The organism is Rhodobacter sp. P1_C2 (assembly GCF_056406375.1).
In genome coordinates this window covers 22977-44320 of record NZ_JBFUAG010000016.1, presented here as the reverse complement: position 1 = coordinate 44320, position 21344 = coordinate 22977, and the positions used below count along the sequence as shown (strand labels likewise).

Sequence of the window (21344 nt, the reverse complement as noted above, 5' to 3'; positions counted from 1 at the left end):
ATTGAAGCCAACGATGATGATCATCTTCAAAACTCACCCGCCCATTGCCGGCACGCAGCGGGCCACAGCGGAAAGGGACAGGGCCATGGCGAAGGGCGCAGACAGGGGGCGGAAGACCGCCTTCGTCACCGGGGCATCGAGCGGCATCGGCCAGGCGGCGGCGCGGGCCTTGGCCGGGGCGGGCTACCGCGTGATCGGCACCAGCCGCAGGGCGGCACCGGGCGAGGTGCGCGACGGCATCCGGCTCTTCGCCTGCGATGTGACCTCGGACAGTTCGGTGGACGAGGCGGTGGCGCTGGCCCATGACACGCTGGGCCGGATCGACCTTCTGGTCAACAATGCCGGTTACGCCCTGTCCGGCGCGGCCGAGGAAAGCTCGGTCGAACAGGTGCGCGCCCTGTTCGACACCAATTTCCTCGGCGTCGTGCGGGTGACCAACCGCGTCCTGCCGATCATGCGCCAGCAGGGCGCCGGGCGCATCCTCAACATCGGTTCGGTCCTGGGGCTGATCCCCGGCCCCTTCGGCGCCTATTACACCGCCAGCAAACACGCCATCGAGGGCTATTCGGAATCCCTCGATCACGAGGTCCGCCCCTTCGGCATCCGCGTCGCGGTGATCGAGCCCTGGGCCACCAAGACGGCGATCGAGGCGAACTCGCCCGAGGGGGACCGGCCGGTCGCGGCCTATGCCGCGACGCTGGCCCGCTACCGGACGGCCTTTGCCGCGGCGATGGCCTCGGGCGATACGGCAGAGGCGGTCGCCCGCACCATCCTCGGGGCGGCGGAGGACCGGGTGCCGCGGCTCCACTATCCTTCGGGTGCGGCGGCGCGGCAGACCTCCTTCGCGCGCCGCTTCCTGCCGCGCGGCCTGTTCGACCGCACCCTGCGCAAGCAGTTCAACATCGCCTGAGGCGCCCGGCGCCCCGCGCCGCCCCTTGACATGATCCACCGGAGACAGCCGTGAAAGCCTTTGTCGTCGACCGTTACAAGAAGCAGGGCCGCCTGCGGCTGGCCGAGATGCCCGAACCCGAGATGGGCGCCCATGACGTGCTGATCCGGATCGAGGCCACCGCGGTCAACCTGCTGGATTCCAAGATTCGCGACGGCGCCTTCAAGCTGTTCCTGCCCTACCGCCCGCCCTTCATCCTCGGTCACGATCTGGCCGGCACGGTGCTGCGCGTCGGCCCCCTCGTCCGCGGCTTCAAGGCGGGGGATGCGGTCTATGCCCGCCCGCGTGACCACCGCGTCGGCACCTTTGCCGAGCGGATCGCCGTGGCCGAGGCCGATGTGGCGCTGAAACCGGCAAATCTTTCGATGACCGAGGCGGCGGCGATCCCCTTGGTCGGGCTGACGGCCTGGCAGGCGCTGGTCGAGCTGGGCCAGCTCAAGCCCGGGCAGAAGGTCTTCATCCAGGCCGGCTCCGGCGGGGTGGGCAGCTTTGCGATCCAGCTGGCCAAGCATCTGGGCGCCACGGTCGCCACCACGACGAGCGCCGCCAATGCCGATCTGGTCCGAAGCCTCGGCGCCGATCTGGTGATCGACTACAAGACCGAGGATTTCGAAGCCGTGCTGTCGGGCTATGATCTGGTGCTGAACAGCCAGGATGAAGGCACACTTGCGAAGGCGCTGAACGTGGTGAAGCCGGGCGGCAGGGTGATCTCGATCTCCGGCCCGCCCGACCTGGCCTTTGCCAAGGACCTGCGTCTGAACCTGATGCTGCGCCTCGTGATCCGGATGCTCAGCCGCAGCATCCGCAAGAAGGCCAAGGCGCGCGGCGTCGGCTATGCCTTTCTCTTCATGCGCGCCGATGGGGCGCAGCTGGCCAGGATCACCACGCTGATCGAGGCGGGTGTGATCCGCCCGGTGCTGGACCGGGTCTTCCCCTTTGCCCGCACCGCCGAGGCGCTGGCCCAGGTCGAAACCGGGCGTGCCAAGGGCAAGGTCGTGATCACCGTCCCGGAATAGGCTGGTCCGAGGCTTCGGCCGCCTCAGCCGCGCTCGGCAAGGCGCGCGTGGCAAGCGGCGCGGCAGGTGTCGAGGATCTCATCCGCCAGGGGCGAACTGTCCGCACAGGCCCGCGACAGGACCACCGCGCCCAGCGCCTGCGCCAGAAGACCGATCGCCCGCGCCCGCGCATCGGCGTGGGTTGGGGCGAGGGAATGTTCCAGCGCCGCCACGAGGCCCGCGATCCCCTCGCCGAAAACCGCCTTGCTCTCTGCGGGCAGTCGGGCCGCATCACCGCTCAGCGCCGCCGCAGGGCAGCCCTGCCCCCGGCCATCCCGATGCGCGCGCGAGACATAGGCGTCGATCACCGCCGCCACGCCATGACCTGCGTACCGTTCGGAGGTTTCCTGCAAGGCCTTGGCCGAAGCCTCGGCGATCAGCGCGTCTTTCGAGGCGAAGTGGTTGTAAAAGCCGCCATGGGTCAGGCCCGCCTGTTCCATCAGATCGGCGACGCCGACCCCGTCAAAGCCGCGCTCGCGGAACATCTCGGCGGCGACATCGACGATCCTGTCGTGGTTTTCCTGGCGTTTTTCCTTGGTGATCCGCATCGCTGCCCTCTTTGCCCGCCGGCCCCTATTGCTGACGCATATCATCAATAACCCGGGAACCACAAGACCTGCCCGGGCCTGCGATGGCGCTTGACCCTTCCGCCCATGCCGACAAGACTGCACCCGTTCAGGCAGAGGCGGGAGAGCAGGCAGATGGCGGAAGAACTTCAGGTCGTTCCGGCGCGGCGCGGCCGGGCGGTCAGGCTCGCCAAGGGGCAGGCGATCCAGATCATCAACACCCATGGCAGCCAGGTCGTCGACACCTGGTGTTTCAACGCCGAGGACCTGTCAGAGTTCATGTCGATGGAACATCTGCACGCCAGCCTGGAGGGGATCTTCCCCTGCGAGGGCGACGGGCTGGCGACCAACCGGCGGCGCCCGATCCTGGTGCTGGAGGAGGACACCTCCCCCGGCCGCCACGACACGGTGATCGCCGCCTGCGACGTGCACCGCTATGCCGCCCTCGGCTGCCGCGAGTATCACGACAATTGCACCGACAACCTGCATGCGGCGCTGGGTCAGCTTGGCCTGCGGGCGCCCGATTGCCCCGCGCCCCTGAACCTGTGGATGAACATCCCCGTCGGCCTTGACGGCAAGATCACCTGGGGCCAGCCCCTGTCCAAGCCCGGCGACCATGTGACGCTGCGCGCCCAGATCGACTGCATCGTCGTCATGTCGACCTGCCCGCAGGACATGATCCCGATCAACGGCGCCGCCTGCCAGCCGACCGAGGTGCATTACCGCCTGCTCGACTGAGCCTGCTTTCCCGCGCAAGATCCCCCCGCCGCGGGGCGTCTTTGCAGCACGAAGCACTGTCCCCGGCGGCAAGTGCGGCATCCTCTGGCATGGGCTGCGGGCTACAACGGCCCGCCAACCAAGGAGCCGCGCCATGAGCCTGCTGAAGACCCTCGACCCCAACCCGACCTTCGCCCCCACCCATGCCCTGCCCGCCCCCGAACGCCTGATCTCCGGCGCGCCGGAATTCGACACCTGGGCGATGGACGAGGCGAAGGAGGGCAAGATCAAGTCCGGCGTCTGGCAAGCCACCCCCGGCGTCACCCATTCGATCAAGGGCGAGACCTTCGAGTTCTGCCATATCCTCGAAGGCGTGGTGGAAATCACCGAAAACGGCCAGCCCCCGGTCACCTACCGCGCCGGCGACAGTTTCGTGATGAAGCCGGGCTTCGTCGGGGTCTGGAAGACCATCGAGACGGTCCGCAAGATCTATGTCGTGGCCTATTGAGCCCTGCGGGGCGGGCGCATCACGCGGCAGGCAGGGGGGCTGCGAAAACCTCCCTGCCCGGCAGAACCGGTTGAGGCTCCCGCGATCATTGAGAAGATCGGGGAGCTTCACCCGGGTCCGGTGATGGGGGTTTGCGCCTTCCCGGACAGCGCACCCATCTGGCAACCGGATCGACCAGCGGACACCGACCCTGACCTGAGCGGCAGCTTGACGGATGTGACCCTGCCCAGCATAACACGGTGACCCATGACACACTTTCTGGTTGGGTTGAGGGACCGACCTCCATCCCGGCCGACGAATTGGCCTCCGGAAACCGGTTTCTGCGAATATCTTCAGGGCCCCTTGAATGCCTCTCTTGATCCGCCTTTTCATCCTTGCCGCCGCGCTTGCATGGCCGTCAGCCGGCCAAACCACTTCGGCAGTCGGAACATTGAACGGCACGATCCAGAACGTGAACTCGGAAGGCGACATCATTCTCGTCGACGGCACGCGCGTTCATCTTTGGGGATTGAAGATCACGGGAATTGATAGCGCCAACCAACTTTTGGCAAATAAATCCATGGCTTGCGCAATCCTCGCCAGATACGACGACACGCTGACGGCGGATTGCATACTGCTGCCCTCTAAGGCGTCCCGAGGCGCCAAAAGGAACAATATTGATCTCTTTACCTGGCTGGTCGAGTTTGGAATTGCCGATTACCACTGTTCAGATTTCGAGCGCAAGCTCGGCTCAGTCATGCACGCGCGGGGCTACCTTTACGCCTGTGAGCCATCCCAGACCCCGACGAGAGAGCAAGTGATCAAGACGGTCATCGAATAAAATCTGCCGAAATGGCGGCCGCAGCAATCATCGTCGGTGGTTATACCGCGTTTGTCACCAGAGCCTTGCGAAACAGACATCGGGTTTCTGACGTTCGTCCGCAATGCCCTGCAAGGTGCGAGCATGCCCCCGGTTGTCGACCGCAGGCTGGACACCGGACCATACCCGTCAGCGGGGCAATGTCGATCATCTCCGCCCTCTGAACGGCGCCCTCGGAAGCCATCCTTCCTCCGGGCAAAGCCCCCCTGCCCGCCCGTCCCTAGGACAAGGTCTGCCCCAGCCTTTCCAGCATCGCGCAGCAGGCGGCCAGTTCCGGGCGGGTGATGTATTCGTCCGGCCGATGGGCGCGGCTGATTGCGCCGGGGCCGCAGATGATCGAGGGGACGCCGGCGGCATGGAACAGCCCGGCTTCGGTGCCGTAGCTCACCGATTGCAGGGCGGGTTGCCCGCTGAGGGCTTCCAAAAGATCGGCGAGTGCCCGGTCCTCGGGCGGCGGCAGGGCGGGGTAGCTGCTGAGTTCCCGGTGCGAGACCGCCAGCGCCTTTCCTGCGGGGACAAGGGCCGCGAGCCGGTCCAGCACCGCGGCGGTGATGGCCTGCGGCGGCTGGCCGGGGACCGAGCGGACCTCCATCTGGATCGTGCAGCGGTCGGGGATGATGTTGACCGCCGCCCCGCCCCTGACGATGCCCGCCACCACGGTCGAAGACGGCGGCGCGAAGCGGTTGTCGAAGGGCCCCTCGCGTTCCAGCCTGGCGGCAAGGTCGCGCAGGAACAGCAGAACCTCCGCCCCGGCATAGACCGCGTTCAGGCCCGCCCCGGGTTGCGAGGAATGGGCGGCGCGGCCTTCGATCACCAGCTCCACCGCCTGTTTGCCCTTGTGCGACAGGACCGGGCGCAGATCCGAAGGCTCGCCCACGATGCAGCCCAAGGGCGGCGCGCAAAGCTCGGGCAGCCGGGCGATCATGTGGCCCACGCCACGGCAGCCGATCTCCTCGTCATAGGAAAAGGCCAGATGGATGGGGCGTTTCAACCCCATCGCCTGAAACGCCGGCACCATCGCGATCATGCAGGCGAGATAGCCCTTCATGTCGCTGGCGCCCCGTCCGTAAAGCCGATCCCCCGCGCGCCTGAGCCGGAACGCGTCCGAGGACCAGACCTGCCCATCGACCGGCACCACATCCATATGGCCCGACAGGATGTAACCCGGCACATCCTGCGGCCCGATCGTGGCGAACAGGTTGACCCGGTCGCCATCGGGGCCCGGGATCACCGCACACGCCACCCCCTGCCGCGACAGATGGCCCTGCACGCAGGCCGCCATGCGAGCATTGGACTGGCCCGGCAGGTCGGGGATGGCGACCAGATCGGCGAGGATCGCTTCGGCAGATGGTTCGGGGGACATGGCGCCTCATTTCGCTTTGCCGCATCATCGCCGAGGCCCCGCGCAGATCCTGCCGAAGCACGCGGCGCGGGCACAATTTCCTGCGGATCTGGGGGCGAGCGCAGGCTGCGCGCCCCGGCCCGCTCTGCCATAGTAGCGGGATGGAGACCGCGATGACCCAAGATTTCCCCGCCGTGAGCTGGACCCGCGCCGATGGCTACAGCCTGACCACCGACCGCAGCCGGCTTGACCTCGACCGGATCGAACGCTTTCTGACCGAAGAGGCCTATTGGTCCAAGGGCCTGCCCCGCCCCCTGCTGCAGCGCGCCCTTGACCACTCGCTGCCCTTCGGCATCCTTGCGCCGGGGGGGGAGCCCGGGGGGGAGATGGTGGGCTTTGGCCGCCTCGTGACCGATTATGCGACCTTCGCCTATCTGCGAGATGTCTTCGTGCTGCCCGACCATCGCGGGCGCGGACTGTCGGTCTGGCTCGCCACCCAGATCCGCCGCCACCCCGAGCTTGCCACCGTCACGACCTGGATGCTCGCCACTCGCGACGCCCATGCCGTCTATGCCAAGGCCGGCTTCGCCCCGGTGCCGCATCCGGAATATTACATGAGCCTGCCGAAGCCATAACCCAAGGCTATGGAGACCGATCACCTTTGAATTGGCCTCAGCCACCCCGCCCTGCGAGACTGTCCGCCGACCTGGAACGAAACCGGCAAGGGGGCATGAGATGGTCTATCGGATTGGCGTGGATGTGGGCGGGTCCTTCACCGATTTCGCCGTGCTGGAGGAGGCGACCGGCGCCCTGACCACGCTCAAGGTCGTCTCGCGCCCCGATGCGCCGGGGGCGGAGATCAGCGCAGGGCTGGACCGTCTTGCCGCCGCCCATGGCATCAGCGCGGCAGAGGTCAGCTATTTCACCCATGGCACGACCGTCGGCATCAACACGGTGATCCAGCGCAACGGCCCGAGGCTCGCGCTGTTCACCACCCGGAATTTCGAGGATGTGCTGGAAATCGCCCGCCTCAAGATCCCGCAGATCCACAACCTCTACTCGCGCCGCCCCACCCCGCTGATCCCGCGGCAGAGGGTCTTTGGCATCGCCGAGCGGATGGCCTCGGATGGCTCGCCCCTGACAGAGCCCAGCCTGCCCGATGTGGCCGATGCGCTGGCACGCGCCATTGAGGCGGGGGCCGAGGGCATCGTGGTGGCGTTCCTTCATGCCTATCGCAACCCCGCCCATGAACAGGCGGTGCAAGGGATGCTCGCCAGCCTCGCGCCGGACCTGCCCGTCATCACCTCTTCCGGCACCTGGCCGGTGATCCGGGAATATGAGCGGACGATCACCGCCACGATCTCGGCCTATGTGCAGCCGCGCGTCGCCCATTACCTCGACCGGTTCGAGACCGCCTTGCAGGACAAGGGCGTGTCGGTGCCCGCCCATATCACCAAGTCGAACGGCGGGGTGATGGGGATTGCGCAGGCGCGGGCGGAATGTGTGCAGATGATCCTGTCGGGCACCGCCTCGGGTGTCATCGGAGCGGGGTTCCTGGCGCAGGCCTGCGGCTTTGACAAGGTGCTGAGCCTTGATATCGGCGGCACCTCGGCGGATGTGGCGGTCATCCTCGACGGGGTGCCGCAATATGGCACGGGCGAGGTGATCGGCGATTTCCAGATCCATATTCCCTCGGTCGCGGTCAGTTCGGTGGGGCAAGGCGGAGGTTCCGTGGCGCAGGTCGATGCGACGGGCCTGCTGACCGTGGGGCCGGAAAGCGCCGGCTCCACCCCCGGGCCGGCCTGTTACGGCCGGGGCGGCATCAGGCCTACGATCACCGATGCGATGGCCGCGGCCAACCTGATCGGCCATGGCCAACTGGGCTATGGCGCGGTCACCGTGGACCAGGCGGCCGCCCGCGCCGCGATTGCCCCGCTCGCCGCGCGGCTCGGTGCCACCATCGAGGAAACCGCCGCCAGCATCGTCGAGGTCGCCGTCTCTTCCATGTATGCCGAGGTGTCGGGCCTGATCTCGCGCTTTGGCATCGACCCGCGGGAGTTTCACCTGTTTGCCTTTGGCGGCGCCGGGGCGATGCTCGCCTGCTTCCTGGCGCGCGAGCTGGACATGAAGGGCGTGGTCGTCCCGCCCACCCCCGGCGTCGTCTCGGCGCTCGGCGGGCTGATCGCCGATCTGCGCAACGACTTCATCCGCACCCTGTTTCTGGACCTCAGCCACGGCACCGAGGCCCTTGTGGCCCCCCTCGCCGAACTCGAGGCCACCGGCCGCGCCTGGATCGCGGGTCAGGGCTATGCCGGCCCGGTCGAGATCCGCGTTTCGGCCGACATGCGCTATCTCGGCCAGTCCTACGAGATCGAGACCCCGCTGCAACCTTTCTGGATCACCGGCGGCGATGCCGGTGCCATCGCCCGGGCCTTCCACGCCGAACATTCCCGCCTCTTCGGCCATGCCAGCCCCGGGGCCGAGGTGCAGATCGTCAACCTGCGCCTCGTGGCCTTCGGCGCCACGCCGAAACCGGTCGTGCGCAAGCCCGCCCCCGCCAGCGCCCCCGCAAGGCCCGAGCGTCTGGTCACCGGCTGGTTCGACGGCGTGGCGCATCAGACCCCGTTTTACAACCGCATGAGCCTTCAGCCCGGCCATCGGCTGACCTCTCCGGCCATCGTCGGCCAGGACGATACCACCACCGTCATCCCGCCGGGCTTTGCCCTGACGGTCGACGCCTTCGGCAACCTCGTCATCACGGCTCAGGTGTAACATGACCCAGATCAGCCCGCGCAGCCTGCAAGTCCTCGCCAATTTCTGCGGTGCCGCCGCCGATGCCATGGCCTTCACCCTGATGCGCACCGCCCATTCGGCTTTCGTCAAGGAGACCGAGGATTTCTCGGCCCAGGTCGTCACCCGCGAGGGTCTGGCCTTCGCCAACCCGCGCCAGTTCGGCGCGCCCTGGTATTCCGGCATCGACTACGGCCCGCTGCTCGCCAGTTTCGACAGCTATGCCGAGGGCGACATCTGCATCACCAACGACCCCGAGGCCGGCCATGTCGCCACCCACACCCCCGACATCCACATCTGGAAGCCGGTCTTCCACGAGGGCACCCTCGCCTGCTTTGTCGTGGGCCACATCCACAACACCGATGTCGGCGGCGCGGTCCCCGCCTCGCTGTCGCGCAGCCTGACCGAGATCGCGCAGGAGGGTCTGCGCATCCCGCCGGTCAAGCTGGTGCAGAACGGGGTGGAAAACCCCTATATCGCCCAGCTCATCCGCGCCAATGTCCGCCTGCCGGACCAGAACCTCGGCGACCTTGCCGCCCAGATCGCAAGCGTCAACGTGGGCGCGCGCAAGATGGCCGAGATCATCCGCCGCTTTGGCCTGCCCGCCTTTCTGGACGGGGTCGCAGCCATCCTCGACCATGCCGAGGCGCAGACCCGCGCCATAATCTCCCGCATCCCGGATGGCGACTATTTCTTCGCCGACTATGCCGACGAGGACAGCCCCAAGGGCCTGCCCGCCCGCGTCGCCCTGACCCTGCGGATCAGGGGCGACAGCGTGGAGCTCGACTATACCGGCAGCGATCCGCAGCTTGGGTCCTCGCTCAACATGCCGACCGGGGGGCGCGAAAGGCATCCGCTGGTGATGGTCGGGCTGACTTACGTCCTTTACACGCTGGACCCGGGCCTGTGGCTCAACGCCGGCACCCTGCGCCCGGCGCGGGCGGTGCTGCCGGAAGGCTCGATGGTGAACTCCGCACCCGGTGCGGCGATCGGGATGCGCTCGCTCACCTGTGCGATGACGCAGATCGTCACCGTCGGCGCCTTTGCCCAGGCCCTGCCGGACCTGATCCCCACCGCAGCCCCGGGCGGCAATGCGATCATGAACATCAAGACCTCGGCCCGGAACGGAAGGCCGATCATGGCCTCGATCGGGCCGGTGGGCGGCGGCGGCGGGGCCACGCCCTTTGCCGATGGCAGCGACGGGGCGGGCGGGGCCACCGGCTTTCTGCGCAACACGCCGGTGGAGATCACCGAGGCCGAGGTGCCGATCCGCTTCCTGCGCTATGGGCTGGAGCCTGACACCGGCGCACCGGGCCTCTGGCGCGGAGGGCTGTCGGCGGTGATGGAGTTTCAGGTCTCTGCCCCCGAAACCGTGGTGACGGCGCGCAACCGCAACCGGTCTGTCATGGCGGCCTGGGGGCTGCAGGGCGCGGGGGCGGCCTGCGTCTCGCGCTTTGTGAAGAACCCAGAAGGGGTGGCCGAGGATCTGGGCAACACCGATCTTGTCGCCTGCGCGCCCGGCGATGTGATCCGTGTCACGGGCCCCGGCGCGGGTGGGTGGGGCGATCCCTACCTGCGGCCAGAGGCGCTGGTCCTGCGCGATGTGCAGGCCGGGGCGGTCAGCGTGGCCGCGGCGGCCCGCGATTACGGCGTGGTGATCCGCGCAGGCGCCGTCGATGCCGCGGCCACCGCCGCCTCGCGCGCCGCCCCCCGCCCCGCGCCGCAGACCTTCAGCCATTCCCCGCAGCGTCAGGCTTTCGAGGCGGTCTGGACCCCAGACCGCTATGCCCTTCTGACCGCCTTCCTTGCGGCGCAACCGGTCGGCTGGCGCTTCTTCCTGAAACACCGGGTCTTTGCCGAGGTGGCCCGCAGCCCCTCTGCCGCGATGGCAGAGATTTTTGCCGGCCTCAGCGCGCAATACGCCCTGTGATCTTGCGCCGCCCGCCGCGATATGGCCCCTTGGCGCGATGAACGCCCGCCAGATCGAGCTTTTCCGTGCCATCCTGCGCGACGGGTCGCTGACCGCCGCGGCGGCGAGCCTTGGCATCTCGCAGCCCGCCGCCTCCAAGCTGTTGCACCATCTGGAGGATCACCTCGGCTACCCGCTGTTCGAACGGATCGGCGGGCGGCTGGTGGCCACGCCCGAGGCGCATCTGCTGCAGGATGATGCCGACCGGGTGTACCGCCAGATCGAGGTCTTGCGCGACCTCGCCCGCAGCGTCGGCGCCCGCAAGGTGGGCCTCTTGCGGATCGGGGCCAGCCTGCCGGTGATCTGGTCGGTCCTGCCGCAGGCCCTGGCCCACTTCCGCGCCCAGCATCCGACGGTGAAGGTCCACCTGCACAACCTGACCGCCAAGGAGATCACCGAGGCCTTGCGGCTTGGCGACCTCGACCTTGGCCTGACCCTCTCGCCCATCCTTGCCCCCACCGTGCGGACCGAAGCGCTGGCCCCGGTGGAGATTGCCGTCCTTCTGCCGCAGGGCCACCCCCTGGCCGCATTGGACGCCATCGGTCCCGCCGATCTGCAAGGCTTTCCGCTGATCTCCTACGGCAGCCATGCGGTGGTGGGCCCGGCGCTGGACGAGGCCTTCCGCGCGGCGGGCCTTGCGCGCGAGGTGGCGCTGCAGGTGACGACCTCGGTCGCGGCACCCCCGCTGGTCGCAGCCGGGCTTGGCGTGGCGCTGGTGGACGGGATGACCGACTGGCCCGGCCTGATCCGCCGCCCCTTCCGGCCTGCGGTGCTGATGGGCCTCGTCGCCTCGACCGACAGCGCGCGGCCCCTGTCCCGGCTGGCCAAGCCCTTCCTCGCCGCCCTGCGCGCCCGGCTTTGACGCCACACAGAATTGCGCCAGCGCCGCGCCAAACGGGATAATCCGCTGCGCACCCCCAAGCCCCGACGCAATCTGCGGGGCCCCTGCCGCTATCTTCGGCCCCAGAGAAGCCGGAGAATGCGATGACCCAGTCCTTCAATCCCGATGCCCTGAACCTGCCGCAGGGCCATTTCATCGGCGGCCGGATGGTGCCGGCCCAAGGCGGCATGGACCTGCGCCGCCCCTCGGATGGCCAAGGCTTCGCCAGCTGCCCGATTGCCGGGGCGGAGGTCGTGGATCAGGCGGTTGCGGCAGCGAAGACCGCGCTCAAGACCTCGGGCTGGGGCCAGTGCCAGCCGCGCGACCGCACCCGTGCGCTGCACGCCTGGGCCGACCTGATCGAGGCCGAGGCCGAGGATCTGGCCCGGCTGGAGGCCATGCCTTCCACGCGGCTGATCTCCCAGATCGTCGCGGGCGATATCGCCGTGACCGCCGAACAGATCCGTTTCTTCGCCGAGATGGCCGACAAGGAGGGCAGCGATCTGGTCCCGACCCGCGGCGACCAGCTGGGCATGATCGTGAGCGAGCCTTACGGCGTCGTGGGCGCGATCACGCCCTGGAACTTCCCGATCTCGATGGCGGGGTGGAAACTGGGGCCGGCCTTGGCGGCGGGCAATGCGGTGGTGATCAAACCCTCCGAGATGACGCCGTTTTCCACCCTGCGCCTGGCCGAGCTGGCGGTGAAGGCGGGGATACCGGCGGGTCTGATCAATGTCGTCCTCGGCGACGGGCCGACGACGGGCACCGCCCTGACCGGCCATCCCGACATCGGCAAGATCAGCTTCACGGGTTCCACCGCCGCAGGCTCTGCCATCATGGCCAATATCGCGCGCTGCGGGGTGAAGCCGATGACGCTGGAGCTGGGCGGCAAAAGCCCGCAAGTCGTTTTCGCCGATGCCGACCTGACGCTTGCCGCCGATTGCATCACCCGCAACATCCTGTTCAACGCAGGTCAGGCCTGCGTCGCGGGCAGCCGGGTGATCGTCGAGGCCTCGGTCGCCGAAGACTTCGCCGCGGCCCTGACCCGGCGCATGGTGGCCCAGGCCCCCGGCGCGACCTGGGATGCCGCCAGTGCCTATTCGCCGATCATCTCGGCCCGCCAGCTCGACCGGATCGACAGCATCGTGACGCAAGCCGTGGCCCAGGGCGCCGAGGTGCTGGCCGGCGCCCATCGCCTGGACCGGCCGGGCTATTTCTACGCGCCGACGCTGCTGGCCCAGGTCACCCAGACCAACCCCGCCGTGACCGAGGAAATCTTCGGACCGGTCCTGACCCTGCAAACCTTCACCACCGAGGCCGAGGCGCTGGCCCTTGCCGATCACCCGACCTATGGCCTTTGCGCCGGGCTTTACACCCGCGACCTGTCCCGCGCCTTGCGGGTGATGAAGGGGCTTCAGGCCGGCACGGTCTGGATCAACCGCTATGGCCGCTCGCGCGATCACATCCTGCCGACCGGGGGCTACAAATCCTCCGGCCTCGGCAAGGATCTGGGGCGCGAGGTCTACCACGCCAACCGGCGCAGCAAATCCGTCCTGATCGACCTGTGAGGCTGAAATGACCGCAACGAAAACCCACCGCATCGCGCTGATCCCCGGCGACGGCATCGGTGTTCCCGTCACCAAAGCCGCCATGCAGGTGGCGACCAAGGCCTGCCCCCGCCTGCAGACCGTCAGCTTCCCCTGGTCCTGCGAGACCTATCTGCAGACCGGCCGGATGATGCCCGAAGACGGGCTGCAGACCTTGCGCGGCTTCGATGCGATCTTCCTCGGCGCGGTCGGCTGGCCCGCCAAGGTGCCCGATGCCGTCTCGCTTCACGGGCTCTTGCTGCCGATCCGCAAGGCTTTCGTGCAATATGCCAATATCCGCCCGCACCGCCTGCTGCCCGGGGTCGAGGGGCCGCTCCGGAAGGCGGGCTTCGACATCCTCTGCATCCGCGAGAATACCGAGGGCGAATATTCCGGCGCCGGTGGCCGCGTCCATCTCGGCACGCCGGACGAGGTGGCGGTGGAGACCGCGATCTTCACCCGGACCGGCGTGGAACGCATCCTGCGCTTTGCCTTCGAACAGGCCCGCAAGCGGCGCGGCAAGCTCGCCTCGGTCACCAAATCCAACGCCCAGAAATACTCGATGGTGTTCTGGGACGAGATGACGGCGCTTGTGGCCAAGGATTACCCGGAGGTGGAGGTCACCGCCTATCACGTCGATGCGATCTGCGCCCGGATGGTGATGGCGCCGGAAAGCCTGGATGTGGTGGTCGCCTCGAACCTCTTCGGCGATATCCTGACCGACCTTGGCGCGGCCATCCAGGGCGGGCTCGGCTATGCCGCCTCGGCCAATATCAACCCCGAGCGGAGCGCGCCCTCGATGTTCGAGCCGGTGCATGGCTCGGCCCCCGACATTGCCCATCTGGGCATCGCCAACCCGATCGCCGCGATCTGGTCGGCCGCGATGATGCTGGACCATCTGGGCGAGGCCGAGGCCGCCCGCCGCGTCATGGCGGCGGTGGAAGCTGCGACCGCCCGGGGCATCGGCACAAGGCAAGGGGCCGAGCGGACCGAAACCATCACCCAGGCCGTTCTGGCCGCCCTCGATTAGGATGAACCCGATGACCCAGACCCTGCCCGGCCTGAAAGACCCCAGCCTCTTCCGCCAAAGCGCCCTGATCGGCGGCGCCTGGGTGGAGGGTGCCCGGACCGTCGCCGTGACCGACCCCGCCACCGGCGCCGTCATCGGCACCGTGCCGGACCTGACGGGGATAGCGACCCGCGCCGCGATCGAGGCCGCCAATGCCGCCTTCCAGACCTGGCGCCGCGTCCCCCATGCCCAGCGCGCCGCCGCGTTGGAACGCTGGTTCACCCTGATGGAGGCGCATGCCGACGACCTCGCCCTGATCCTGACCATGGAACAGGGCAAACCCCTGGCCGAGGCCAAGGGCGAGATCGCCTATGGCGCCTCTTTCGTGAAATGGTTCGCCGAAGAGGCGCGGCGGATCGACGGTTCGGTCATCCCCGCCCCGGCTGGCGACCGGCAGATCGTGGTGCTGAAGGAACCGGTCGGCGTCTGCGCCATCGTCACCCCCTGGAACTTTCCCAATGCGATGATCACCCGCAAGGTGGCCCCGGCGCTGGCCGCAGGCTGCACCGTGGTGATCAAACCGTCCGAGTTCACCCCCTTCTCGGCCCTCGCCCTCGGCGTTCTGGCCGAACGGGCGGGGATACCTGCCGGCGTGGTCAATATCGTGACCGGCATGCCGCAGGAGATCGGCGTCGAGCTGACCGCCAACCCCACGGTGCGCAAGCTGTCCTTCACCGGATCGACCCGGATCGGATCACTTCTGATGGCGCAATGCGCGCCCACCGTGAAACGGCTGAGCCTGGAACTGGGCGGCAACGCGCCCCTCATCGTCTTCGATGACGCCGATCTGGAGGCGGCGGTCGAAGGCGCCATCCTGTCGAAGTTCCGCAATGGCGGCCAGACCTGCGTCTGTTCCAACCGCATCCTGGTGCAGGCCGGGGTTTACGAGGCCTTTGCGGCGAAGCTCTCCGCCCGGGTCGCGGCGATGAAGGTCGGGCCGGGCATGACCCCTGGCATCGACATCGGCCCGATGATCAACGCCGCCGCCATCGAGAAAATCGCCCGCCATGTCGCCGATGCCCTGGCCAAGGGCGCGAAGGTCGCAGCCTCAGCCCCGGTACCCGAGGGCGCGCAATATGCCGCCCCGGTGGTGCTGACCGGGGCCACCGAGGCGATGGACCTCGCCCAGGAAGAGACCTTCGGCCCGGTCGCCCCCCTCTTCCGCTTTGAAACCGAGGAAGAGGCGATCCGGCTGGCCAATGCCACGCCCTACGGCCTTGCCGCCTATTTCTTCACCGAAAGCCACAAGCGCGCCTGGCGCGTCGGCGCGGCGCTGGAGTTTGGCATGGTCGGGCTGAACACGGGCTCGGTGTCCACCACCGTGTCGCCCTTCGGCGGGGTCAAGCAATCGGGCCTCGGGCGCGAGGGCGGCAGGCTGGGGATCGAGGAATATCTCGAGGCGAAGGCCTTCCACATGGCGGGTCTCTGAAAGGAAAAGGGGGGGCTAGCCCCCCCGCTGCGCAGCAAGCTGCTTCGCCCCCCAGGATATTTGCGCCAGAATGAAAGGGATGCCGGTTACTGCACCCGGTCGAGGAATTTGTACCAGGCGCCGACCACCGGCAGGAACCAGGGCTTGCCGAAATGGCCGGGCACCGCGGCCCAGGGCAGATCGGCCCAGGGGTTGCGGGCGATCTTTCCCGTCATCAGATCGGCCATGATCTCGCCCATATGGGTGGCGATCTGGGCGCCGTGGCCGGAATAGCCCATCGAATACCAGACGCCATCGGCCTGGCCTGCGCGCGGGAAGCGGTCCTTGGTCATGTCGACCAGCCCGCCCCAGCAGTAATCGACCTCCACGCCCTTCAACTGGGGGAAGATCTCGGCCAGGGCGGCTTGCAGGATGGCACCGCTTTTCGCGTCCGATTGCTGGTCTGACCGGGCCGAGAACCGCGCCCTGCCGCCGAAGATCAGCCGCTGGTCGGGCGACAGGCGGAAGTAATTGCCGACGTTGAGCGAGGTCACGCAGGTCCGGTTGCCGGGCATGGTGGCGGCCACTTCGGCGCTTGTCAGCGGGCGGGTGGCCAGAAGAAAGCTGCCGACCGGCACGATGCGGCGCCGGAAGAAGGGGAAGGCCGCGGTCGTATAGGCCCCGGTGGCGAGGAAGATCTTCGCCGCCGAGACCGGGCCCTTCGGCGTCGTCAGGACCCAGCCCTGCCCTTCCGCCTTGCGGGCGGTGACGGGGGTATGCTCGTGGATCTCCGCCCCGTGCCGGGCCGCGGCCTCTGCCAGACCCACCACAAAACGCCCCATGTGCATCATCGCACTTTTCGGCATCAGAAGCCCGCCGTGGAAGGCATCAGAGCCGATCTCGCGCGCGAGGTCGGCGCGGCTGAGGAGTTCAGCCTCGCGGTCGACCTTGGCATGGATCGCCTTGTAATTCTGCGCAATCCCTTCGAAATGCGCGGGCTTGGAGGCGAGCTTCAGCTTGCCCGAACGGCGGAAATCGCAGGCGATCCCCTCTTCCGCGATGATCCTTTCGATCGTCTCGATGCCCTGATCGAAGGCGCGGTACATCGCCTCGGCCCGCGCCTCACCGAAGAGGGTGCAGGCGTGCAGATAGCTGTGGGCGATGCCGTTGTTCAGATGCCCGCCATTGCGCCCCGAGGCGCCAAAGCCCACCTGATGCGCCTCGAGCACGATGACGCGCTGCCCCGCCATCGCCAGTTTGCGCGCAGCACCCAGGCCGGTGAACCCCGCCCCGATCACCGCCACATCGTAAGGACCCTGCGGCGCCGCCGTGGTGCCGCCGGTGAAGGCCGGGGCGGTGTCGTGCCAGTAAGAGCTGAACTGCGTCACCATTTACAGGCCAAACACGCCGGGCAGACCGCCGATATCGGCAATCTCGGTATATTCGTAATAGGGATTGGCCGGCTCGTGCTTGCGGTTGACCCAGACCTTGGATTTGATCCCGAGGTCATAGGCCGTCATCAGGTCATAGCGGAAGGAGGAGGAGACATGGGTCACATCCTCGGGTCCGCAACCCAGCTGGTCGAACATGTATTCAAACCCGTTCATCTGCGGCTTGTAGCTGCCGGCCTGTTCGGCGGTGAAGACGGCATGGAAAGGCGCGCCCAGCTTTTCGACATTCGACATGATCTGGGCATTGTCGGCGTTGGAGAGGATGACCAAGGGGATCTCCTTGGCGAGTTTGGCAAGGCCCGCCGCGGTGTCGGGATGCGGGCCCCAGGTCGGCACCTCGTTATAGATGCGCAGCGCGTCCTCGTCGCGGAAGGCGACCTTGTTCAGCTTGCAGGTCCGCTCCAGCGAATTGTAGACCACCTCGGAATAGGGTTTCCAAGCGCCCAGAACCTCGTCCATCCGGTAGGCGGCGAAGTTCTTGATGAACTTGGCCATCGCCGCCTCGTCCAGCGTCGCGCCATAGATCCGGCGGGCGGCGCCGGCCATGTCGAAGTTGATGAGCGTGCCGTAGCAATCGAAGGTCACGAATTTCGGGCGGAAGGCGGGCATGGCTTGATCCTTGGGCTAAGAGCTGGGGGCTGCGTTCCGCTCAGTCTAGCGGCAGTCGGACGGCTGGCCTTGTTGCAATGCCGCCCTGGCAAAGCACAAAACGCTGTATGAATTCGGCGCTGCGGCACAGAGTTGCGGAGACGCGCCTTGCCACCCCCCGGGGGCGGGCCGCCAGAGGCAGGCCGTGGCACTTCCTGCGGTGTGCCGGGGTGGGAACGGCGGAAGATTGCGCTGTAGCCTTCGCTTGCAACCGCATGCGGCGGCCAAGCCGGCCTAGTCTGGGTGCCATTCCAGACGCCTGACAGGTTGGCCATGACCGATACACTCACCTTCGCATCCTTCACCCCGGATCACCTCGACGGGGCTTTGCGCCTGTCGCGCGCCGCCGACTGGCCGCACCGCCGCGCCGACTGGGACCTGGTCCTTGGCCTGAGCCAGGGCGTCGTGGCCCTGGAGGGCGAGCGTGTCGTGGGCACCGCCATTGCCACCGCCTTTGGCCCGGTGGCCTTTGCCAACATGATCATCGTCGACGCGGCGATGCGCGGGCGGGGTCTGGGTCGCAGCCTGATGGAGCGGATGATGGCGCTGGCCGCGCCGCAGGAATGGCGGCTGACCGCCACGGCAGAGGGCTTTCCCCTCTACCAGAAGCTCGGCTTCGAAGAGACCGGGCAGATCCTGCAACTGCAAGGCCCGGTCGCCGCGATCAACCCGCCAGATGGGGTCGAATGGGCCACGCCCGCCGATCTGCCCGCGATCGTGGCGCTGGACCGGCAGGCCACCGGCGCAGACCGCACCGCGCTGCTGACCCGGCTGGCCGAGGTGGGCCGGATCGCCGTGATCCGCGAGGCGGGCGGCCTGGCGGGCTTTGCCACCTTGCGCGCCTTCGGGCGGGGCGAGGTGGCGGGTCCGGTCGTGGCCCGATCGGATGACGAGGCCAAACTGCTGTTTTCCTTTCTGTTTTCCACCAACCCCGGCGGTTTCCTGCGGGCCGACATCCCGCAAACCTCTGGCCTTGCCGCCTGGCTGCAGGGCATGGGCCTCGCCCTGGTCGGCGGCGGCATCACCATGCGACGCGGCGGGCCGGTGGTGCAACCCGCGCCCCAACACAGCTTTCACACCCATGCCCTCGCCGCGCAGGCGCTCGGCTGACCTGATCCGGAGACCAAAATGCTCAGCAATTCCCTCATCGAGCTTGACCGCGCGCATCTGATCCATCCCGTCGCCTCTTGGCGCGGGCATGAGAAGGCGGGCGTGCGGGTCATCACCGCGGCCAAGGGCGCCACGGTGACCGATGCCACCGGCCACCAGCTGATCGACGGCTTTTCCGGCCTCTGGTGCGTCAATGCGGGCTACGGGCAGGAGAGCGTGATCGCGGCCGCCACCCGCCAGCTGCGCGAGTTGCCCTATGCCACCGGCTATTTCGGCCTGGGGTCAGAGCCCGCGATCCTGCTGGCCGCACGTCTGGCCGATCTGGCGCCGGGCGATCTGAACCATATCTATTTCACGCTCGGCGGGTCGGATGCGGTGGACAGCACGGTGCGTTTTGCGCGCTACTACTGGAACGCGCGGGGGATGCCGGGGAAGGATCAGTTCATCTCGCTTCTGCAGGGCTATCACGGGTCTTCCACCGTAGGCTCTGGGCTGACCGGATTGCCGCTGTTCCATGCGGGCTTCGGCGTGCCGCTGGACTACCAGCACAAACTGCCGTCGCATTACGCCTACCGCAACCCGGTGGGCCAGGACCCCGCCGCGATCATCGCGGCCTCCGTCGCCCAGCTGCGCGCCAAGGTCGCGGAGATCGGCGGGCCGGAGCGCGTCGCGGCATTTTATGCCGAGCCGATCCAGGGCTCGGGCGGGGTGCTGGTGCCGCCCGAGGGCTGGATGGCGGCGATGCGGGCGGTCTGCACCGAGATGGACATCCTCTTCATCGCCGATGAGGTCATCACCGGCTTTGGCCGCACCGGCCCGCTGTTTGCCTGCGCCGAGGAGGGCGTGGTGCCCGACATGCTGACCTGCGCCAAGGGCCTGACCTCGGGCTATGTGCCGATGGGCGCGGTCTTCCTCTCCGAAAAGGTCTATGCCACGATCGCCGACCATGCCGGCGCCGCCGCCATCGGCCATGGCTTCACTTATTCCGCCCATCCGGTCAGCGCGGCTGTCGGCCTCGCCGTCCTCGACCTTTACGAGGGCGGGCTTCTGGACAATGGCCGGGCCATGGGCGCCCGCCTGCTCGACGGGCTGGCCAGCCTCTCCGATCACCCGCTGGTCGGCGATGTCCGCGGCCGCGGGATGCTCGCCGGGGTGGAGCTGGTGACCGACAAGGCGCAGAAAACCCCGCTGCCCGCCGCAGCCCTGCCCGCGACACGCATCTTCGAGCGGGCCTGGGCCAACGGCCTGGTGATCCGCGCCTTCGGCAATGGCGTCCTCGGCTTTGCCCCGCCGCTCTGCTGCACGGGGGAGGAGATCGACCGGATCGTCGCGCTGACCCGGCAGACCCTTGACCAGACGCTGGAGGACCCCGAGGTGCGGGCGGCCCTCGTCTGATGTCGCTTCTCTACCTGTCGGACCCGGGGCGCGGCGCGGTCCTGCGCGCGGCCCTGGCCCGCGCCCTCCCCGACCTGGCCTTCCACATCGGCCAGGCGCCCGACCCCGCAGCGGTGCGCTATCTGGTCACCTGGGAGGCGCCCGCCGATCTGGCCGCGACCTACCCTAACCTGCGGATGATCATCTCGGTAGGGGCGGGCGTCGATCAGTTCGACCTCGCCCGCCTGCCGGCGCAGATCCGCGTGGTGCGGATGCTCGACCCCGGCATTGCCGAACAGATGCAGGAATATGTCACGCTCGCCACCCTCGCCCTGCACCGCGATCTGCCCATGTACCTTGGCCGGCAGCGGCAGGGCCTCTGGCAGACCAGCGCGAACCGGCCCGCCGCCCTGCGCCGGGTCGGGGTGATGGGGCTGGGCCAGCTGGGCCAGGCCGCGCTGGCCGCCCTGCGCCCCTTCGGCTTCCCCCTCGCCGGGTGGAGCCGCAGCCCGCAGGCGATCGCGGGGGTCACCTGCTTTACCGACCTTCCCGCCTTCCTCGCCCGCACCGATCTGCTGATCTGCCTTTTGCCGCTGACCGAGGCGACCACCGGCCTTCTCAACGCCGACCTCTTCGCCCGCCTGCCAGAGGGGGCGCAGCTGGTCCATGCCGGGCGGGGCAGGCAGCTTGACACGCAGGCCCTGCTCGCGGCGCTGGACAGCGGCCATCTGGCCGGCGCCATGCTGGACGTGACCGACCCGGAGCCCCTGCCCGCCGACCATCCCTTGTGGTATCATCCCCGCGTCATCGTCACCCCGCACATCGCCTGCCAGACAAGGCCCGAAAGCGCCGCAGCCCATGTCGAAGCCGTCCTGCGCGCCGATCGCGCCGGCGCCGCGATCCCCGGCCTCGTCGACCGCACAAAAGGCTACTGACCAGATGCCGCAGCGCCCAAACGATTCAGCATATTCTGCCGTCTGACCAGACTTTTCAAAGTTTACCTTTGGAGAATTGGCGCAGAATGACCGCATAGAACACCAAAGAACCGCAAGAATTGCAGAGG

Annotated in this window: 19 protein-coding genes; 15 read left to right on the top strand and 4 right to left on the bottom strand. The window is 68.0% G+C overall.

Going from position 1 to position 21344, the window contains the following annotated elements:
- Nucleotides 1-85 precede the first annotated feature (85 nt).
- Both AC1DZT_RS21895 and AC1DZT_RS21890 read left to right on the top strand, forming a co-directional pair.
- Complete coding sequence (locus AC1DZT_RS21895; RefSeq protein WP_478008776.1) at nt 86-910, top strand: oxidoreductase; 825 nt, start codon at nt 86-88, stop codon at nt 908-910.
- 50 nt (nt 911-960) lie between these two features.
- A complete protein-coding gene (locus AC1DZT_RS21890; protein ID WP_478008775.1) occupies nt 961-1965 on the top strand; it encodes an NADP-dependent oxidoreductase in 1005 nt (334 codons plus the stop codon).
- Between the two features lie 23 nt (nt 1966-1988).
- Here the strand turns inward: AC1DZT_RS21890 and AC1DZT_RS21885 are convergent, their stop codons facing one another.
- Entirely contained in the window at nt 1989-2552 is a 564-nt protein-coding gene (locus tag AC1DZT_RS21885) for a TetR/AcrR family transcriptional regulator (protein WP_478008774.1), read from the bottom strand.
- A 153-nt stretch (nt 2553-2705) separates the two neighbouring features.
- Here AC1DZT_RS21885 and AC1DZT_RS21880 point away from each other — a divergent pair, with 153 nt between their 5' ends.
- The 3 genes from AC1DZT_RS21880 (at nt 2706) to AC1DZT_RS21870 (ending at nt 4615) form a co-directional block, all read left to right on the top strand.
- Entirely contained in the window at nt 2706-3308 is a 603-nt protein-coding gene (locus AC1DZT_RS21880) for a DUF1989 domain-containing protein (protein WP_478008773.1), read from the top strand.
- 133 nt (nt 3309-3441) lie between these two features.
- The gene (locus AC1DZT_RS21875; RefSeq protein ID WP_478008772.1) at nt 3442-3795 is read left to right on the top strand and encodes a cupin domain-containing protein; all 354 of its coding nucleotides are present in this window, start codon (nt 3442-3444) and stop codon (nt 3793-3795) included.
- Nucleotides 3796-4141: 346 nt separating this feature from the next.
- Nucleotides 4142-4615, top strand: coding sequence for a hypothetical protein (locus AC1DZT_RS21870; RefSeq protein WP_478008771.1), 474 nt, complete (start codon nt 4142-4144; stop codon nt 4613-4615).
- A 259-nt stretch (nt 4616-4874) separates the two neighbouring features.
- Here AC1DZT_RS21870 and argE read toward each other — a convergent pair whose 3' ends face one another.
- The gene (argE, locus tag AC1DZT_RS21865) at nt 4875-6017 is read right to left on the bottom strand and encodes an acetylornithine deacetylase (protein WP_478008770.1); all 1143 of its coding nucleotides are present in this window, start codon (nt 6015-6017) and stop codon (nt 4875-4877) included.
- 152 nt (nt 6018-6169) lie between these two features.
- On the opposite strand from argE, the gene AC1DZT_RS21860 reads away from it, so the two are divergent.
- From AC1DZT_RS21860 to AC1DZT_RS21830, 7 genes are all read left to right on the top strand, one after another.
- Nucleotides 6170-6631, top strand: coding sequence for a GNAT family N-acetyltransferase (locus AC1DZT_RS21860; RefSeq protein ID WP_478008769.1), 462 nt, complete (start codon nt 6170-6172; stop codon nt 6629-6631).
- 100 nt (nt 6632-6731) lie between these two features.
- Entirely contained in the window at nt 6732-8768 is a 2037-nt protein-coding gene (locus AC1DZT_RS21855; RefSeq protein ID WP_478008768.1) for a hydantoinase/oxoprolinase family protein, read from the top strand.
- A gap of 1 nt (nt 8769) precedes the next feature.
- The gene (locus AC1DZT_RS21850) at nt 8770-10716 is read left to right on the top strand and encodes a hydantoinase B/oxoprolinase family protein (RefSeq protein ID WP_478008767.1); all 1947 of its coding nucleotides are present in this window, start codon (nt 8770-8772) and stop codon (nt 10714-10716) included.
- 37 nt (nt 10717-10753) lie between these two features.
- A complete protein-coding gene (locus tag AC1DZT_RS21845; RefSeq protein WP_478008766.1) occupies nt 10754-11617 on the top strand; it encodes a LysR family transcriptional regulator in 864 nt (287 codons plus the stop codon).
- A gap of 122 nt (nt 11618-11739) precedes the next feature.
- A complete protein-coding gene (locus AC1DZT_RS21840) occupies nt 11740-13203 on the top strand; it encodes an aldehyde dehydrogenase family protein (protein ID WP_478008765.1) in 1464 nt (487 codons plus the stop codon).
- 7 nt (nt 13204-13210) lie between these two features.
- Nucleotides 13211-14251, top strand: a complete 1041-nt coding sequence (locus tag AC1DZT_RS21835) for a tartrate dehydrogenase (RefSeq protein WP_478008764.1) — start codon at nt 13211-13213, stop codon at nt 14249-14251.
- Nucleotides 14252-14261: 10 nt separating this feature from the next.
- Nucleotides 14262-15719 carry an NAD-dependent succinate-semialdehyde dehydrogenase gene (locus tag AC1DZT_RS21830; protein ID WP_478008763.1) on the top strand — a complete coding sequence of 486 codons (1458 nt, stop codon included), beginning with the start codon at nt 14262-14264 and terminating at the stop codon, nt 15717-15719.
- A gap of 86 nt (nt 15720-15805) precedes the next feature.
- On the opposite strand, the gene AC1DZT_RS21825 is transcribed toward AC1DZT_RS21830, so the two are convergent.
- Both AC1DZT_RS21825 and AC1DZT_RS21820 read right to left on the bottom strand, forming a co-directional pair.
- Nucleotides 15806-17089, bottom strand: a complete 1284-nt coding sequence (locus tag AC1DZT_RS21825; RefSeq protein ID WP_478008762.1) for an NAD(P)/FAD-dependent oxidoreductase — start codon at nt 17087-17089, stop codon at nt 15806-15808.
- The gene (locus tag AC1DZT_RS21820) at nt 17090-17758 is read right to left on the bottom strand and encodes a haloacid dehalogenase type II (protein WP_478008761.1); all 669 of its coding nucleotides are present in this window, start codon (nt 17756-17758) and stop codon (nt 17090-17092) included. It lies immediately after the preceding gene.
- A gap of 312 nt (nt 17759-18070) precedes the next feature.
- Between AC1DZT_RS21820 and AC1DZT_RS21815 the strand changes: the two genes are divergently transcribed.
- Genes AC1DZT_RS21815 through AC1DZT_RS21805 form a run of 3 tightly spaced genes read left to right on the top strand, consistent with a single transcriptional unit; the run spans nt 18071 to nt 21216 of the window.
- Nucleotides 18071-18907 (top strand): GNAT family N-acetyltransferase, encoded by an 837-nt coding sequence (locus AC1DZT_RS21815; RefSeq protein ID WP_478008760.1) that lies wholly within the window; start codon nt 18071-18073, stop codon nt 18905-18907.
- An 18-nt stretch (nt 18908-18925) separates the two neighbouring features.
- Nucleotides 18926-20302 carry an aminotransferase class III-fold pyridoxal phosphate-dependent enzyme gene (locus AC1DZT_RS21810; RefSeq protein ID WP_478008759.1) on the top strand — a complete coding sequence of 459 codons (1377 nt, stop codon included), beginning with the start codon at nt 18926-18928 and terminating at the stop codon, nt 20300-20302.
- Nucleotides 20302-21216 carry a 2-hydroxyacid dehydrogenase gene (locus tag AC1DZT_RS21805; RefSeq protein ID WP_478008758.1) on the top strand — a complete coding sequence of 305 codons (915 nt, stop codon included), beginning with the start codon at nt 20302-20304 and terminating at the stop codon, nt 21214-21216. The genes AC1DZT_RS21810 and AC1DZT_RS21805 overlap by 1 nt, the downstream gene beginning before the upstream one ends.
- Nucleotides 21217-21344: the final 128 nt, after the last annotated feature.